This is a genomic window from Opitutaceae bacterium (assembly GCA_015075305.1).
GTDB lineage: Bacteria > Verrucomicrobiota > Verrucomicrobiia > Opitutales > Opitutaceae > UBA6669.
In genome coordinates this window covers 121,545-137,679 of the sequence record JABTUS010000004.1, presented here as the reverse complement: position 1 = coordinate 137,679, position 16,135 = coordinate 121,545, and the positions used below count along the sequence as shown (strand labels likewise).

16 protein-coding genes are annotated in these 16,135 nt (G+C 60.7%); 5 read left to right on the top strand and 11 right to left on the bottom strand.

Annotation, left to right across the window (positions count from 1 at the left end):
• Positions 1–19: 19 nt before the first annotated feature.
• Positions 20–1,465 (top strand): cardiolipin synthase, encoded by a 1,446-nt coding sequence (gene cls, locus HS122_09385; protein MBE7538609.1) that lies wholly within the window; start codon positions 20–22, stop codon positions 1,463–1,465.
• Between the two features lie 112 nt (positions 1,466–1,577).
• Here cls and HS122_09380 read toward each other — a convergent pair whose 3' ends face one another.
• The 7 genes from HS122_09380 to HS122_09350 all read right to left on the bottom strand — a co-directional run bounded on the left by HS122_09380 (position 1,578) and on the right by HS122_09350 (position 7,268).
• Positions 1,578–2,900, bottom strand: coding sequence for a 50S ribosome-binding GTPase (locus HS122_09380; GenBank protein MBE7538608.1), 1,323 nt, complete (start codon positions 2,898–2,900; stop codon positions 1,578–1,580).
• A gap of 8 nt (positions 2,901–2,908) precedes the next feature.
• Positions 2,909–3,814 (bottom strand): sulfate adenylyltransferase subunit CysD, encoded by a 906-nt coding sequence (gene cysD, locus HS122_09375; GenBank protein MBE7538607.1) that lies wholly within the window; start codon positions 3,812–3,814, stop codon positions 2,909–2,911.
• A 38-nt stretch (positions 3,815–3,852) separates the two neighbouring features.
• The gene (gene cysC / locus HS122_09370) at positions 3,853–4,464 is read right to left on the bottom strand and encodes an adenylyl-sulfate kinase (protein MBE7538606.1); all 612 of its coding nucleotides are present in this window, start codon (positions 4,462–4,464) and stop codon (positions 3,853–3,855) included.
• Positions 4,465–4,638: 174 nt separating this feature from the next.
• A complete protein-coding gene (locus HS122_09365; GenBank protein ID MBE7538605.1) occupies positions 4,639–5,316 on the bottom strand; it encodes a hypothetical protein in 678 nt (225 codons plus the stop codon).
• Between the two features lie 31 nt (positions 5,317–5,347).
• Positions 5,348–6,184: an ABC transporter permease gene (locus tag HS122_09360; GenBank protein MBE7538604.1), complete on the bottom strand. Its 837-nt coding sequence runs from the start codon at positions 6,182–6,184 to the stop codon at positions 5,348–5,350.
• Positions 6,181–6,987 (bottom strand): ABC transporter ATP-binding protein, encoded by an 807-nt coding sequence (locus HS122_09355; GenBank protein MBE7538603.1) that lies wholly within the window; start codon positions 6,985–6,987, stop codon positions 6,181–6,183. The genes HS122_09360 and HS122_09355 overlap by 4 nt, the downstream gene beginning before the upstream one ends.
• 5 nt (positions 6,988–6,992) lie before the next feature.
• Positions 6,993–7,268 (bottom strand): acylphosphatase, encoded by a 276-nt coding sequence (locus tag HS122_09350; GenBank protein ID MBE7538602.1) that lies wholly within the window; start codon positions 7,266–7,268, stop codon positions 6,993–6,995.
• Between the two features lie 333 nt (positions 7,269–7,601).
• On the opposite strand from HS122_09350, the gene HS122_09345 reads away from it, so the two are divergent.
• Positions 7,602–8,294 carry a hypothetical protein gene (locus tag HS122_09345; protein MBE7538601.1) on the top strand — a complete coding sequence of 231 codons (693 nt, stop codon included), beginning with the start codon at positions 7,602–7,604 and terminating at the stop codon, positions 8,292–8,294.
• A gap of 51 nt (positions 8,295–8,345) precedes the next feature.
• On the opposite strand, the gene mgrA is transcribed toward HS122_09345, so the two are convergent.
• The 4 genes from mgrA to HS122_09325 all read right to left on the bottom strand — a co-directional run bounded on the left by mgrA (position 8,346) and on the right by HS122_09325 (position 12,347).
• Entirely contained in the window at positions 8,346–9,353 is a 1,008-nt protein-coding gene (gene mgrA / locus HS122_09340; GenBank protein MBE7538600.1) for an L-glyceraldehyde 3-phosphate reductase, read from the bottom strand.
• Between the two features lie 206 nt (positions 9,354–9,559).
• Positions 9,560–9,865 (bottom strand): DUF433 domain-containing protein, encoded by a 306-nt coding sequence (locus HS122_09335; GenBank protein ID MBE7538599.1) that lies wholly within the window; start codon positions 9,863–9,865, stop codon positions 9,560–9,562.
• Between the two features lie 132 nt (positions 9,866–9,997).
• Complete coding sequence (locus HS122_09330) at positions 9,998–10,918, bottom strand: sugar phosphate isomerase/epimerase (protein MBE7538598.1); 921 nt, start codon at positions 10,916–10,918, stop codon at positions 9,998–10,000.
• Positions 10,919–11,096: 178 nt separating this feature from the next.
• Positions 11,097–12,347 (bottom strand): acetylxylan esterase, encoded by a 1,251-nt coding sequence (locus HS122_09325; GenBank protein MBE7538597.1) that lies wholly within the window; start codon positions 12,345–12,347, stop codon positions 11,097–11,099.
• Between the two features lie 179 nt (positions 12,348–12,526).
• Here HS122_09325 and HS122_09320 point away from each other — a divergent pair, with 179 nt between their 5' ends.
• From HS122_09320 to HS122_09310, 3 genes are read left to right on the top strand one after another with little or no spacing between them, the layout of a single operon-like run.
• Positions 12,527–13,090 carry a hypothetical protein gene (locus HS122_09320; protein ID MBE7538596.1) on the top strand — a complete coding sequence of 188 codons (564 nt, stop codon included), beginning with the start codon at positions 12,527–12,529 and terminating at the stop codon, positions 13,088–13,090.
• An 18-nt stretch (positions 13,091–13,108) separates the two neighbouring features.
• Complete coding sequence (gene tadA / locus HS122_09315) at positions 13,109–14,812, top strand: Flp pilus assembly complex ATPase component TadA (protein ID MBE7538595.1); 1,704 nt, start codon at positions 13,109–13,111, stop codon at positions 14,810–14,812.
• On the top strand, positions 14,812–16,131 hold the full coding sequence (locus HS122_09310) for a type II secretion system F family protein (protein ID MBE7538594.1): 1,320 nt from the start codon (positions 14,812–14,814) through the stop codon (positions 16,129–16,131). The genes tadA and HS122_09310 overlap by 1 nt, the downstream gene beginning before the upstream one ends.
• Positions 16,132–16,135: the final 4 nt, after the last annotated feature.

Genomic DNA, 16,135 nt, shown 5'->3' with positions numbered 1-16,135 from the left:
CCATGCAGTGGGCTCAGCGATGGAGATTCCTCATGAGAGCGTGCAGGATGTCGTCTCGACAAGCATTGTCACCCACCTGCTGACGGTGGCGGGATTCCTGCTCGCCGTTTTCGCCATCGCCCGCCTGCTCAGCCAAAAGCGTCCGCCAAGCAACACCGTGGCGTGGCTTCTCGTGATCGTGCTCATCCCGTACCTGGGCGTTCCGCTTTTCCTGCTCCTGGGAGGACGCAAGCTGCGCCGGATCATGAAGCACAAGCTGAAGCTTCAGCCCGAGAGCGCGGAACGCACGCACACGGTCTCCCCCCTGAGCCACACGGCCACCGCACTGACGATCGCGCGCTCAGGCGGCAATCCTCCCGTGACCGGAAACTCGGTGCGCCTGCTCACCGAGGGGAGCGAGGCCTTCACCGTGTTCATGGATCACATCCGGGCCGCACAACACTCGATACACATCATGACCTTCATACTCGGCCGCGACGAAACGGGGCGCGCGCTGATCGAGCTGCTCGCACGGCGCGCTCGCGAGGGTGTGAAGGTGCGGCTGCTGCTGGATGCCGTCGGATGCATGTTTTCCGCTCACGGCTTCTGCAATCCGCTTCGCGAGGCCGGAGGTGAAGTCGTGCGTTTCCTGCCCGTGCTTCCCCTCGCCTCCCGCGGCACCGCCAATCTTCGCAACCACAGGAAAATCGCCGTTTTCGATCATGCCACCGCCATCGTGGGGGGACACAACCTCGCCCGCGACTACATGGGCCCATCCCACTGGAAGAAGCGCTTCGCCGACTTCGGTGCCGTCATCTCCGGTCCCGCCGCCGCCGAACTCAATGAAATCTTTCTGGCGGATTGGAGTTTCGCCTCCCGCCAGCCGGGTCACCTGCTGCACAAGGACATTCCGCCAAACACCGAGACCTCACATGGATCCAGCGTTCTTCAGGTGGTCGCGAGCGGTCCGGATCTGGCTGGCGACACCTTGTACGAAGGTCTGCTGGCCATGATCCAGGATGCGGAATCCAGCATCTGGATTGTCACTCCCTACTTCATTCCCGACGAGGTCCTGCTGCGGTCGCTCATCGTGAAGGCCCGCGCCGGGCGCGATGTCACACTGGTGCTTCCCGCGCGATCCAATCATCGCGTCACGGATTTCGCGCGGCGCCACTACCTGCGCCAGTTGCAGCGCGCGGGTGCCCGCATTCTGCTCTACACACCCGGGATGCTGCACAGCAAGGCCGTCATCGTCGACGGCAGGGTCGGCATGCTGGGCAGCGCAAATTTCGATCTGCGCAGTCTCTTCGTCAATTTCGAGATCGGCGTGGTGCTCTATACGCACAGCGACGTCGAAGCGATGCGTGCCTGGGCGCACGGCCTGTTCGAACACTGCCGTCCACCCTCGCCCGAGCGCCGCCGCCGCGAGCGCCTCCTCGGCAATCTCGCCGAGGACATCAGCCGCCTCCTCGCCCCGCTGCTGTAGCCTCCGCGGTCCGCAGCGTCCCCAGGTCACGACGGAGCGTGCCCCTCCAGGTTGACAGGAATGCATTTCTCCGCGTGCTCCGCGCCTTCGCGTTTCGCATTTCGCCCCCCGGTCACAATCCGCCCATGTCCATGAACTCTCCCGCAGGCAGGTCCGCGTGGCTGGTCGCGACGATCATGCCGGCCGCCAGCGTCGCGTTGGAAAACTCGTCCACGAGGATGAAACTGCCCGTCGCCCGGTTGCGACGATAGGTGTCGCACATCAGGATCTGGGAGGACCGAAGATAAATGCGGCCGATGTCGTTCATGCCAATTGACGTGTCCTCCGGCACGCGATGGAGCGTGTTGATGTCAACCTTGTAGCGCACCGTCTTCACCACGCACTTCGCCTCGCGCGTCGTGTGCCGGATGAGATACTTTCCTCCGGGCTGAAGGGGCTTCTCCGAGAACCAGCATATCATCGCCTCGATGTCTTGCGAGCCCTGCGGCGCATTGTTGGCCTTCACCAGCATGTCGCCGCGCGAGATGTCGATCTCATCCTCAAGGGTCATCGCCACCGACATCGGAGCAAAGGCCTCCCCGACAATTCCGTCCGGCCCGTGAATCGAAGCAATGCGTGAGGTCCTTCCACTCGGCAATGCGACAACTGAGTCGCCGGGCTTGAAGACGCCGCCCGCTATCCGGCCGGCGAAACCCCGGTAGTCGTGATGCTCGTTGGTGTTGGGCCGGATGACGGTCTGTACGGGAAACCGCGCGTCGACATGATTGATGTCGCTGCCGATATAAACCGTCTCCAGCGCATAAAGGAGCGAACCGCCCTGGTGCCAGGGCATTCTGGCCGAAGGCTCGACCACATTGTCTCCGTGCAGCGCCGAAAGCGGGATGAAGCGGATGTCAGGAATCTCCAGCCGCGAGGCGAACTCCTTGTACTTGTGGACGATCTCGTTGAAGCGTTCCTCCGACCAGTCGACCAGGTCCATCTTGTTCACCGCCACGACAAGATGCTGGATGCGCAGCAGAGCCGCCACGAAGGAATGCCTGCACGTCTGCTCAACGATGCCCTTGCGCGCATCCACGAGCACGATGGCCAGGTTTGCCGTCGACGCCCCCGTGATCATGTTGCGGGTGTACTGGATGTGCCCGGGAGTGTCCGCGATGATGAACTTGCGCCGCGGTGTCGCAAAATAACGGTAGGCCACGTCGATCGTGATGCCCTGCTCGCGTTCGGCGCGCAGTCCGTCGGTCAGCAGCGAAAGGTTGAGATGATCCTCGCCTCGCTGCTCGGTTGCGCGCTCGATCGCCTCGAGCTGGTCGTCAAAGATCGCCTTGGAATCATAGAGCAGCCGCCCGATGAGCGTGGATTTTCCGTCGTCGACACTGCCCGCCGTGGTGAAACGGAGCAGGTCCATGGAAAGATAATTTGTGTCGGATGACATGCTTCGAATCAGAAATACCCGGCCTTCTTGCGATCCTCCATGGCGGTCTCGGAGCGTTTGTCATCCGCACGCGCGCCGCGCTCCGTGACCCGTGCGGACGCGACCTCCTGAATGATCTCCTCGAGCGTCGCGGCGGAGCTCTCCACCGCACCCGTGCAGGTGGCGTCCCCCACCGTTCTGAAACGGACCACGCGCTCGCGGTACTCCTCGCCATCGAGCAGCGTGATGTACTGCGTCTCCGCAAGAAGCACGCCGCCCCGCTTGACGGTGCGCCGCCGGTGCGAAAAGTAGATCGACGGTATCGCCAGCTTTTCGCGCGCGATGTACTGCCACACATCCATCTCCGTCCAGTTCGACAGGGGAAACACGCGGAAATGCTCACCCGGGTGCTTGCGCCCGTTGAAAAGGTTCCAGAGCTCCGGACGCTGGTTCTTGGGATCCCACTGGCCGAATTCGTCCCGATGCGAAAAGAACCGCTCCTTCGCGCGCGCCTTCTCCTCGTCCCGCCGGGCGCCGCCAAGACAGGCGTCAAACTTGAACTCCTCAATCGCGTCCAGAAGCGTCACAATCTGAAGGCTGTTGCGGGAGGGATTCGGCCCCTTCTCCTCCTGCGCGCGACCCGCCTGGATTGAATCCTCCACACGGCGAACGATGAGTCGCGCCCCCGTCTGTTTCACCAGCCTGTCCCTGAATTCCAGCGTCTCCACGAAATTGTGCCCCGTGTCCACATGGACGAGCGGGAATGGAATTTTTGCGGGTGCGAACGCCTTCTGGGCGAGCCGCACCATGACGATCGAGTCCTTGCCTCCGGAAAAAAGCAGTGCCGGACGCTCAAACTGCGCGGCGACTTCGCGCATCACAAAGATCGCTTCGTGCTCAAGCTGCGAAAGGTGCGTAAGGTGATAGGAACTCATTGGGTGAGAACAGAGGCCGGTCAGGCGCAGAGGCGTGCCTACCGATGAATCCGCGCGCAAACATGCTCCAGGAGTCGCGTCGATGACTCCGCAGGCGACAACGCATCTGTATCGATGACAAAAACGGACTCCTCCGCCAGCGGTTCCTCAAACGCGGAATCGCGTCCCGTAAACTGCGCCAGGTCGCCTCTCGCCGCTCTGGCATACAATCCCTTGGGATCCCGCTTTGCGCATGTTTCAAAACTGGCCTTCACGTACACGGGGAGGAAATCTTCCCGCCCAAGGACCTGCCGGGCCGTTTCGCGCTGGCTCCGCAGCGGAGTGATGAAGGAGCAGATCGTCACGATTCCAGCCTGCACAAACAGCCTGGCAACCTCCGCCGCCCGCCGAAGCCCTTCCGAACGATCGGAGTCGCTGAATCCCAACCCGCGATTCAGCCCTGTCCGGAGATTGTCGCCATCGAGCAGGTGGGTGGTCACTCCTTGATCCGCGAGAGAGCGTTCAAGCGCGACTGCCAGCGTGGACTTTCCGGAACCGCTCAGCCCAAAAAGCCAGATGGCTCGCGCCGTCTGCTTAAGCCGCTTCTCCTTCTCAAGGCGCGAAATCACGCGCTCAAAGATCGGATGCAGATGGGTTCCGGTTTCAGACATATTGTTTAGTTAATTAGTAAACTTACACAATATTAAGCATCACTCAACATCTTTTTCAGAATCAAATCCATTTCGTACCATAACTTGTTAGTAATAAGAATATTTCGGATCCACTTTGCCAAAGCCTCGGCGACAGAGTGAAACTGTCCCATTCGCATCCAGAAGGGCCAGTTTCTACGGCTGGCTCGAAACGATGATCGAACCCGGTCGCGATTCAAGCAAAGCCCGAGACTCCGATGCACGCCCTTCTATACGCTGCAGTTCCGCCGCCAGGCGTGCACAGAAATCCGGTGCGTCATCGCAAACCGCCGCCACTGCAAAGCTCCTGGCTGCAGCCTGGCGGTCGCCCATCGCGTGCAGTTCGATCTGCGCCTTCTCGATCCAGGGCAGGGAGCTTTCCGGAAACTGAGCGTACGCCTCGTCCAGAAAACGCAAAGCCTCAAGTCCCTGACTGACCCGTATTCGCCGTTTTTCCGCGCCCGGCACATGGCCGCGCGCCTCGGCTTCGCGTATCCGCCAGGCGGCGATATCGAAGGCGATGATTCGCGCACCGTTGGCCCAAAAGTGAAGCGAGCGCGGATTCAACACCGTCGCCAGCCGCACCGCACGCAGCGTCGCGGCAGCTTCCGACTGTTCCCAGCGACTCGACATCGCGATCCAGACCAGATCCGCGAGCGCGACACGCGGGCCACCGGGCTTTCCATCCTTGAATTGCCGCCCAACGCCTGTTGCCGCCGATAGGTCCCCACCCCGCGCCTGTCCGTCCGTGAGCTGCCCCACTGCGCGCTGACTTCCACCGCGCGCGGCGTCGGCAAGCCATGCCGCCGCCACAATCACAGCGACGGACAGCAATGCCGATGCCCATGGCAAGCCTCCCCGCATCTCATGCCTCTCTTCCGCGCAGGATCAGCCCGCCCGCGATCAACAGTCCGACAAGATAAACGCCTCCATGGAGCATGGGCGGGGAAATTGCGCCGAGAAAGTCCATGACGCTTCCACTTCGCAAAGGGTCAATGTCGAGACTGGGAAAATCGGGAACCGCCCTCGCCACACCCCGGACGATCATCTCCAGAATCGGCGACCCAATCCTTCGCGCCGCATCGTCGAGCACCGGACGCGCATGGCAAATGACAAGGATCGTCACTCCCGCCATGGTTGCCAGGAGACGTCCACACAACGCCGCCGCTGCGCACTGCACAGCGGCCGCGAGCAGCGCACACTTGAACCACGCGATCATGCCGCCCGACACGATTTCCCAGTGCCGCCACCCCGCACCACCGGCGTCCGCATCCGCCATCAGGCCAACCTGGCCAGTGAGAGCCACTGCGGCCGAAGCGAAAAATACGCCCATCAGCACCACCGTTCCCAGCCACCTGCCAAGCACGAATTCAAACCGACCCAGCGGCCTCGTGAAAAGCATGCGCGAAGTGCGGGCCTCAAACTCTCCATGAAAAAACTGCACCGTAAGAACGATCGTGCACAACCAGCCAAAAACGGACATCCCCGCCAGCCCAAGCCCGCTGACAAATTCAACGGGATCAGTCCCGAAATGCAGACTTCGCAGGATCCCGACACCCGCGACAAGAAACAGGATCCCCAGCCCGAAACCAAGTGGCACGCAATGGCGCATGCCCTCCCGCACCGCCTGATTCGCGACCGCCACCACCCTGCGCCCCGAGCAACCAAATTTCAATGCACCCACGGCCTTGCACTTCGTCATGCGGCGCGCCGCCCGCCGCGCGCCGACTTCACCACTGCGCGATAGACACCCAGCAATCCAGGCTCTCCGCGCAGCTCAACCACGCTCCGTTGCGCACCGACAGCCTCGCCACCGAGTCCATTCCGTGTTTCCGCCAGCGTTTCAATGTGCACCAGCCGTCCATCGACAAGAAACACGACCCGATCGCACGCCGATTCCATGAGGGAAATCTGATGCGACGCCACGAGCACGGTTATTCCGCGCGCGCGAAATCCCGCCAGCATGCCGCCCACAAGATCGATGCCGTCCTGATCCAGACCATTGCCGGGTTCGTCGAGGATCAGCATGCGCGGTTCATGAAGAATGGCCTGCGCAAATCCGAGCCGCTGAAGCATCCCCTTCGAGAATCCCGCAATCCTGCGATCCGCCGCATGGCCGATGCCGGTTTCCTCCAGCACCGCCGCTACCCGTGTTCGCCGCAGGTGCCGGCTGATTCCGTGCAGTTGCGCATAGAAATCGAGCAGCTCGCGCGCTGTCAGATGCCGGTGGTAGCAGGGGGAATCCGGCACGAAGCCAACGAGCATCCTGCTGGCCAATGAATCCGGGGGGCCGCCAGATATGCGCACCACACCCGAGGTCGGCCTCAACAACCCCAGCACCACTCTTATGAGCGTGCTCTTGCCGGAGCCATTCGGACCAAGCAGCCCCACCATCTCGCCTTCTCCAATGCTGAATGTGACATCCTTCAGTGCCTGGACGGTTCGGTGGAGTCCCCCTCCACAATATTCATGACTCACACCCACCATTTCGACCGCGGGTGTCATCGCGCCTACCCAATGACAAAATCCTTGAACTCCGCCGATCCTGCCAGCACGCGCCGCTCCATCTTTCGAATGTGGAAGTGCAGGCGCTCTTCGACGGAAGCAATGAACGCATCGACCTCACGGTGATTTCCCTCAGCCACAAGATGCACGCGCCCGTCAGCAAGATTGGCCACTTTTCCCGTCACTTCATACTCTTTCGCCACCTGGCGCGTCGAGTAACGAAACCCCACGCCCTGCACCCTTCCCGAGAAAAAGACCTCTTCACGATGAATCTGGTTCATGTTCACAGCTAGATTGAAAGGGTATTAAAACAAATCAATAGCATTTATTGCCTCTGTTGGGATTTTCTTCACGGGTATCTCCAGCGTCGACATTTCGTCACCACATGCCGAGTCGATGCTCCCAGAACCGGCTCGTTTTTCCGCGGCAGATTCGATGTCGCGGAATCCTCAAATCGCCTCGCTCCCGTGACTTCAGCATTCCCTGTCCACGTCGGCGCATGCGCGATGCTGGTGTGACTTCCAGTCTCGACCACAGACCCGATCAGGGTTTTCTCATTGCGTTTCCCCCGCTTGAACGCAGCTTGCTCATCACGACTTCTGTCGTGCCTCGAAATGAGTAATTCTGAATCTGACGGCTCCTTTGAGAACGAATGGGATGATCGCGGCGAACTCGCTTGGAACGAGTTTGACTGGGAAAACTACCTTCGCACTCAGGATGCCTTGGTTTTCAGGTATTTGAAGCTGTACGAAAAGCACCGCACCAAGCCCGACCGCATCGATCTGGTGGCCCACCAGATGGGCTGGGACGAGGAGTCGTGGAGCAGCGATGATGATGACGGCCCGCCCGAGACTGCCGCCTCAAATGAGGCCGAGGACTCCGACGATTCCGAGCCTTACACCGTCCACAAGAATCCAATTTTTATCTCTACGAAGGCCATCTGTCAGAGCCTGAAGCAGGGATGGGAAAAGCAGGCTGCGGATCCCAGTCGCATTCCACAGGCATTCGCATTGTCAGTCCACTCCGCACTGTACCGTTGCGAGGAGCAGGCCATGCTGGCCGTCAATGCACTCGACTTTGGCGACTACGCCATGGCGATAAGTCTTTTCAAGCGTGCGCTCCGCGAGTTGAACCAATGCTTCTCCCTTCTGACGAACCCCAGGCTTGATGGGGGCCGGCATGTGCAGGCAATGCGTGATGAGATTTTTCCAAAGCTCTTCGATCTGCGTGAAATCTGGTTTCGCGTGATAAACGAGTGCCGCGAGGAGCTCGAGCGTCCGACCGACGACGACGAGGAAAGCGAATAACCAAGGGGTTGCCACCCCATCCAAGTCACTGCAACGCTTGAGCGCGCTGCCTCATCCCCCCTTGGCAGCAAGAATCCGTTCGATCGTGGCGAGTTCCTGATCCGAAAATTTCAGATTCTGAAGCGCGCCAAAATTGTCGTCGAGCTGCGCCGTGCGACTGGCGCCAATCAGCACGGAAGTCACCGCGGGCTGCCGCAGCACCCAGGCGAGCGCCAGTTGCGCAAGCGTTTGACCGCGCTCGCGCGCGATTCCATCGAGGGCCCGAATGCAGGTGAGCACGGCCGGCGTCAGTGCATCGGGCTGAAGAAACTTGTAGTCGCTCTTCCCCGCGCGTGAATCCGTCGGGATGCCGTTCAGATACCGGTTCGTCAGCAATCCCTGCGCCAGCGGACTGAAGACAATGCACCCGACGCCGTCTCGAAGAAGCACACCGAAAAGCCCCGCCTCCGGCGCGCGTGCGAACAGGCTGTACTTGGGTTGGTGGATGAGACAGGGCGTCCCCATTTCACGAAGCAGCGCGATCGCCTTCTCGGCCTCAGGCGGCTTGTAGTTCGACAGCCCGACATACAGGGCCCTGCCGCTTTTCACGGCATGTGACAACGCACCCATGCTTTCCTCGAGCGGAGTATTGGGGTCCGGGCGGTGATGATAGAAAATGTCGACATAATCCAGCCCGAGGCGTCTGAGACTCTGGTCGAGAGACGAAAGCAGATACTTGCGCGACCCCCATTCGCCATAGGGCCCGGGCCACATGTAATACCCAGCCTTTGTCGAAATCACGAGCTCGTCGCGATGACTCGAAAAATCCTCACGCAGCAACCGCCCGCAGTTTTCCTCAGCGGAGCCGGGTGGCGGTCCATAATTGTTGGCGAGATCGAAATGAGTGATGCCGAGGTCGAAAGCCCGGCGCAGAAGGGCGCGCTGATTCTCGAGCGCATCCACGTTCCCGAAATTGTGCCACAGCCCCAGGGATATCCGCGGAATCATCAACCCGCTCCGACCGCACCGCGCATAGGGAACACGGGAATAACGGGACGGATCAGGAAGATAAGTGCTCATGGAATGGTTTTCCGGACACCGGCACCAACCTGCCGGACGCGGTCACCTTCTGCAACACATCCGCACCCGGCTGGCCAGAAAACAATTGCGTCGGTCCAAAACCGTTTGCGGCGGAACACGAGCCTCTTGAGCTTTCGAAATTCCGTGTCCCCAATGACGCAAGACCAGCGCAATGACTTCCGGAACATCCTGATCCAGAAGAAATCTCACGCATGTCCCTCACTCATCTGCTGGGCAACCAGAGCGTCGATTTCAACTCGATGATCCTCGTAGTAGGCGAGGCATTCGTAAACTTGCGCCCGAGTGACGCCTGGGAAGCTGCGACAAACTTCATCCACGCTCGAACCATTGACGAAGAGGCTCACCACATCATGCACGCCAATACGAGTTCCTTCAACAATCGTTCGGCCAGAACGAATGCCGGGGATCCTTGTCAGATGGCGGTAAGTGGTTGACGGCATGCGGAACACCATTGCGCGAAAGTGCAGTCCCTGCAATTGCCATTTTGGCATGCGTCATGATCCCTCCGAGGCACAGACGTCGACTTCTGCGAATCCGATGAACGAAACCAGCTTGCGCGAAAGCACCTGCAGCAAGAAAACCGCAGCGAAAGGAGGGTGGACTTCATCGCATTTCGCGGCCCCTCACCGCCCCTGAAAGATCCGCTTCAAGTAGCCTACGTTCGCGGAGAAGTTGTATCTGACATCCTTTGCCCGCCGCGCATCGCGCGAGCGCTCCACCACCAGCCATCCGCGCCAGCCGATCTCATCGAGCGTCGCCTTGATCCGCTTCATGTCCACCTGCGGATCCTTTTCCAGCCACACGCCATCCGTGTTGGACGCATGAATCTGCACAATGCGACGCGCCCCCAGCCGCCTGATCTCGGCTGAGACATCGCGGTCGTTCTGCAGCGCATTCGACAGATTGAAGTAGCTCTTCACCGCAGGCGACCCCACCTCGTCCAGAAGCCGGACCTCCCCCGCGGCATCCAGCGCAGTCTCGATTCCAACCACCACCCCGTACTCCTGCGCCATCCTTCCGGCCAGCTTCAATCGCTCCACAATCGCCGGACGAATCTGCGGACGCTTGACCAGGTCCCCGGAAACGCCGAGCGGTAGAAAAACGACCCGCGCGTCCATGGCCTTCATCGTCTCAAAACACCCCCGCAGCATGGCTTCAATGTTCTCCCGCTCAGCAAAGGACTGCTGGTAGAACGCCGACATTGCCATCGACGCAATCTCGACCCTGCTGCTGCGCGCCGCATCCAGAAATTTTTCCCTCATCGCGGCATCGACCAGCTTGTTGTCGAAATTCGAACGGTTCCCCAAACCGCCCATGTCGAGCTCCAGGCCATCCGCTCCAATTTCCCCGGCGAGCGAAAAAGCGCCCAGGTTCTGCCGCTTCAGGATCATCCAGTCGCAGACGGCCACCCTGTACCGCGGGCCGGTCTCAGGCGGCGCGATGACGGAAATATCTGCTTCGCCATCCGCCAAAGGTGTCACTGCGCTCAGCTTCCAGTACACGACGAGTGCCAGAAGCAGGCACAGACCCAGTCCCGCCGCCATCAGCGCTCGGGGGTGCCGGGGAATCGAACTCAAGACTGCTCGCATGGCGAACATCGGGGCTCATCTCCAGACAAACTGAAACGCTTTCAGGCGGCCATGAAAAAATCACCCGCATCGATTTCCCATCCAGGCAAACGACCCCGCGCGTGTCCTCAGGCTCGCCCGCACCCCGCCCGATTCACTGCAGGGAACGAAGGACCTTTTCGACCTCGGCAATCGACGCACACGCATGCGCGGGTCGCGGATGGGACGGATCGAACACCCGCATCTGCCGGTGTCCCTCAATCGTGATGGCCGCCTCGTCCGCCACAAGCTCCCGGCCGGATTTCCCCTGTGCATTCAGTCCAAAGCGACCGCAGACAAAGTCATGGAATGCCGCGCGTTTCGAAGGGCCGTAGTCGTGCTTTTCGTCCGCGAGGTGTACATTCTCAACCCTGTCACGGACGCCCAGCAGGCCATAGACGTGCTGGAGAAAGGGATACTCGCTGACCGCGGTGAACTTCGTCCAGTCATCGCCATCCGACACCAGCAGCAGCGGCCGCGGAGCAGCGAGCGCCGCAATGAAAACATTGCCCGCATAATGATCCGCGCTGCGGTGAATCGGCAGACCGCTTTCGCACGCGCAGCCACCAAAGAAATACGACGATACCATCACGACCGGGGCGCTCAGCGTCACACGCTGGTCCAGTGCCGTCACAAGAAATGTCTGCGTGCCCCCGCCCGACTCGCCGCTGACCGCCACCCGCGTGGCATCCACGCCATCCAGAGACAGCAGAAAATCGAGCGCGCGCATCGCATTCCAAGTTTGAAGCGTCAGCGAAAACGGGCGCTTGTGGGCATCCTGCGAGACCTGGTCGATGGACTCCCCGTAACCGACCATTTCAATCGACAGCACCACCGCACCCAGTCGCGCCAGCGTCGCGCAACGGGCCTGCATCCATGGCGTGAACCGCCCCTGGCGCGCGTAGTCCTCGTCCGACTCAATCCGCTTTCCGTGTCCGTGCGTCGACAGCACGACCGGCGCAGCGCCACCAGCGGCGGACACAGGACGATAGAGATTTCCGCAAACAAAATACCCCGGTACGGATTCAAAGGCGACATTCTCAACCGTGTAGCCACTATGAATGCGCTTTGCTCCGAGAATCGGCTTCAACGGCGTCCGGCGCGGATACGGCCGCAGCCCCGCGCCCGCCTGCACCCTTTCCCGCACATGGGCGGCATAGGCTTTCCATGTCGAAGCGTCGTTAAAGTAGCGCCTTCCTTCCTCCAGAGTCGCCGCACCCTGCTCGGGTGTGAGATAGGGCCCTGGACACAGCGTCGGCCCGTCCACAGCGAGGGGAGGCAGGTTGCCCGGCGACCAGGTTGCCGGCGATCCCATCGCAGCCGCCGCAAGGCACGAAAACAGGAGGAAACGGTGCACAACGGACATCGTCAGCTCAATTGTCGCGGCTGACAATCCCATTGCTGTCGCGCTGTCGCGCAGGGACATGGAAATTTCCGGAGCGGCAGTAGCAATGAATGATCTTTGCATGATACCGGCCAGCCCTCGCGGGCGTCTAACCCAAGGTCCCTCCGCGTGCCATTGATCCATTTCAATCAACCATCCTCATGACTCTGTCCCACCACAAGTTGCGCCGGGCCATTCCGATCGTCGCAATGCTCGGCTGCCTGTGTGTCACGATCCGTGCTCAGTCGCCAAATTCAGCAGCCAATGACGGCGCTCCGGCCGATGGTCGTTCATTTCGAAGGGAACGCCGCGCAAGCACGTCCCTGGAAGAGCGGCGCCAACGCATGCTGGATGCGCTGAGGCAGCGTTTTGATGTCAGCAATGACGAGGAATGGTCGTTGATCAGTCAACGGCTCGCGAAAGTGGAGGAGTTGCGCCGAAACTCCCTGTTTGGCGGCGTTTTCATGGGCACGCCGGGCGGCGGCAGCGACGGTGCGCGATCCCGCTTTGGCATGTCAGGTGGCGGATCCAATCCCGAGGCGGAAGCCCTTTCGACCGCCATCCAAAACAATGCCACGGTTGCGGATCTCAAGGCGCGGCTCGAACGACTTCGGGAGGTTCGCAAACAGAATGCCGAAAAACTCGCAGGCGCCCAGGAGGAATTGCGCGCCGTCCTCAATGTTCGTCAGGAAGCCATCGCGGTGCTGATGGGTCTCCTGCCCTAGGCGGACAGTTTTTCCACCATGCCAGCCCCCGAAGTCTCGCGAACCCTTCCGGAATTGCTCAGTCGGATGATCACGACCCGTCAACTGACGGAAACGGATGCGCACGCCTATCTGGCGACGACTGATGCGGCATCGGTGTCCGAGGAAAACGCCCTGCGCTGGCTTGCGCAGGAATACGGGCTGACCTTCAGCACGCTGGACGATGCCCACCCGGACAAGGACCTGTTGTCCCTCTTTCCGGCACGACTGCTCCTGCGCGATGGACTGCTGCCCATCCGCCGCCGGGACGATGCAATCGAAATCGCAACGGCGCGTCTGTTCTTTTCCAGCGCAATCGACGGCCTGAAGGTTGTCACGGGCCTCCGCCTCATTCCGGTGCTCGCGCCCGGCGAGATCATTCAACGAGAGTTGAAGAAACGCCTCGGCGTAGGCGCGGACACCATTGGCATCCTTGACGGTGAGACGGCGATCCAGGTCGTCGACGACGACGGTGCCGGCGATGGCAATCTCGATGATGCGGCTGAGGACGCCTCGATCATCCGCTTCGTCAATCAAGTGCTCAAGGACGCGATCGACCTGCGGGCTTCCGACGTCCATCTCGAGCCATTCGAGAATGAACTGCGCATCCGCTACCGCATCGATGGAGTGCTGCAGGACGTTCCCGTACCGGCGCAGGTCAAGCGTTTCCAGCCTGCGATCGTTGCCCGGGTCAAGATTCTGAGCCACCTGAACATCGCGGAAAAGCGACTTCCTCAAGACGGTCGGATAAAGGTCAAGATCGATGCGGCAGAGATCGACATCCGCGTATCCATCATCCCCATGCTGCACGGCGAGGCGGTCGTCATGCGCCTGCTGCGCCAGAATGCGGCACTCCGCGGCGTGCGAGATCTGGGCATGGCTCAACGGGAGCTGGCCTGCCTGCAGCGGGTCCTGCAGCTTCCTCATGGCATCGTCCTCGTGACCGGACCGACTGGCAGCGGAAAAACATCCACGCTCTACACCGCATTGCAGGAAATCAATGATGCCGAGCGCAAGATCATAACAATTGAGGACCCGATCGAATACCAATTGCGCGGAGTCAATCAGATCCAGGTCTCCGAAAAATCCGGCCTCACATTCGCTCGCGGCCTGCGGTCGATCCTGCGACACGATCCGGATGTCATCCTGATCGGCGAAATTCGCGACCATGAAACAGCCCAAATCGCCGTTCAGGCCTCACTGACCGGGCACTTGGTTTTCTCGACTCTTCACACCAATGATGCCCCGGGTGCAATCACCCGTCTGGTCGACATGGGCGTCGAGCCCTACCTGGTCGCCTCCTCACTGGAGGCGGTCCTCGCACAGCGCCTTGTGCGCCTCCTCTGCCCCCACTGCAAACGACCGGACGATCGACCGGATGCAGCAGCCTTCAAACGCAGCCTCGGACTTAACACAGACACCGCGGTTTACCAGGCTGTCGGTTGTCGTGAATGCCGCCAGACGGGTTATCACGGGCGGCACGCCATCTTTGAGTGGATGGACAACAGCGCCGAAATCCGCGAACTGATCCTGAAAAACGCTTCCTCCGATCTCCTGCGTGCCGCGGCGATGCATGGTGGCATGCGGACACTCGCCGAGGATGGTCGGCGCCTGGTCCGGGAGGGGCTGACGACCATCGACGAGATTCTGAGCGCCTCTCCGTCCAATGAGGTCCTCGTTGTCGGTAGCAACTCCGTCGCCTGATGCCTGCATTCACCTACAAGGCCCTGCAGTCAGACGGTGGAGTCGTCGAAGGCGTGCTGGAGGCTGGCGGTCGACAGCAGGCTCTGCGTGAGATCGAGGGTCGCGGGCTCAAGCCGATCCGGTTGACTGAGGGTGCTCAGTCCAGCAATCGCTCATCGGGACACCCAAAACCTGAGTCACGAAATGGGAACAACCTGTCCTCCGAGTCCGATTCAAAATCGAAGGCCCGCCCGGCATCCCCCGAGGGAAAAGCCACGAATTCACTCTGGCATCGCCCGCGACAAATCACACCCAGGATCCTCGAGAACTTCACCCGGCTGCTCTCAAGTCTGCTCGCTGCAGGCGTCCCATTCAGCCGCGCGCTGGGCATTCTTCATCGGGAGGCGGTGGTTCCAACGGCCAAGGCAAAATGGAAGGAGCTGCACGACCGGGTCGTCGACGGCATGTCCTTGTCGTCCGCAATGGCTCTCTCGCCGGAAACTTTCCCCCGTGTCTATGTCGCCATGGTGGAGGCCGGGGAGACGGGCGGATTCCTTGACCTGGTCCTCGCGCAGATCGCCGATTTTCAGTCGCGGGAGAAGGAACTGAAATCGAAGGTCGCAGCCGCCCTCATCTATCCCGCCGTGCTGCTGGTCCTGGCAATCGCCGTGATCATCTTTCTCCTGGTCTTCTTCATTCCAAAATTTCAACTGGTCTTCAAGGGATTCAATGCCGAGCTGCCGCTCATCACGCAGATCATCGTCGGAATCAGTGAAATCATCCGGAGCTACGGCCTCCTGGTTGCGGCGGCGATTGCCGCGCTTGTCTGGGTGCTCCGCAGTTGGTTAAAATCGGAACGCGGACGACGGGCCTGGGAGGGCTCCCTGCTCAAGGTTCCAGCCATCGGTTCACTCACCGCCCAGTACGCAATGGCGCGATTCTGCCGCATGCTGGGAACATTGCTCGGAGCCGGTGTCCCCCTGATCAGCGGACTGAATGTCGCGCGGCGCTCGATTGGAAACCAGATCCTGGTCGACGCGGTCAGCGACTCCATCGATCGCGTCAAGGAGGGGCAGCCGCTGGGTGTCAGCCTTGCGAAGAATCGATCGCTCTTCCCCGGGGCTGTCATCGAAATGATATCCGTCGCGGAGGAAAGCGGCCGGTTGGACAAGGAACTCGTCCGCATCGCGGGAACGACTGAAACCGATCTCGACCGCGAGTTGAAGTCCGTCGTGTCTCTCGCTGAACCCCTGCTGCTCTTCCTGATCGCCGCGTTCGTCGGCACCATTTTCATAGGGATGCTGATTCCCATCTTCTCCCTGCAGGATCACATCAAATGATTTT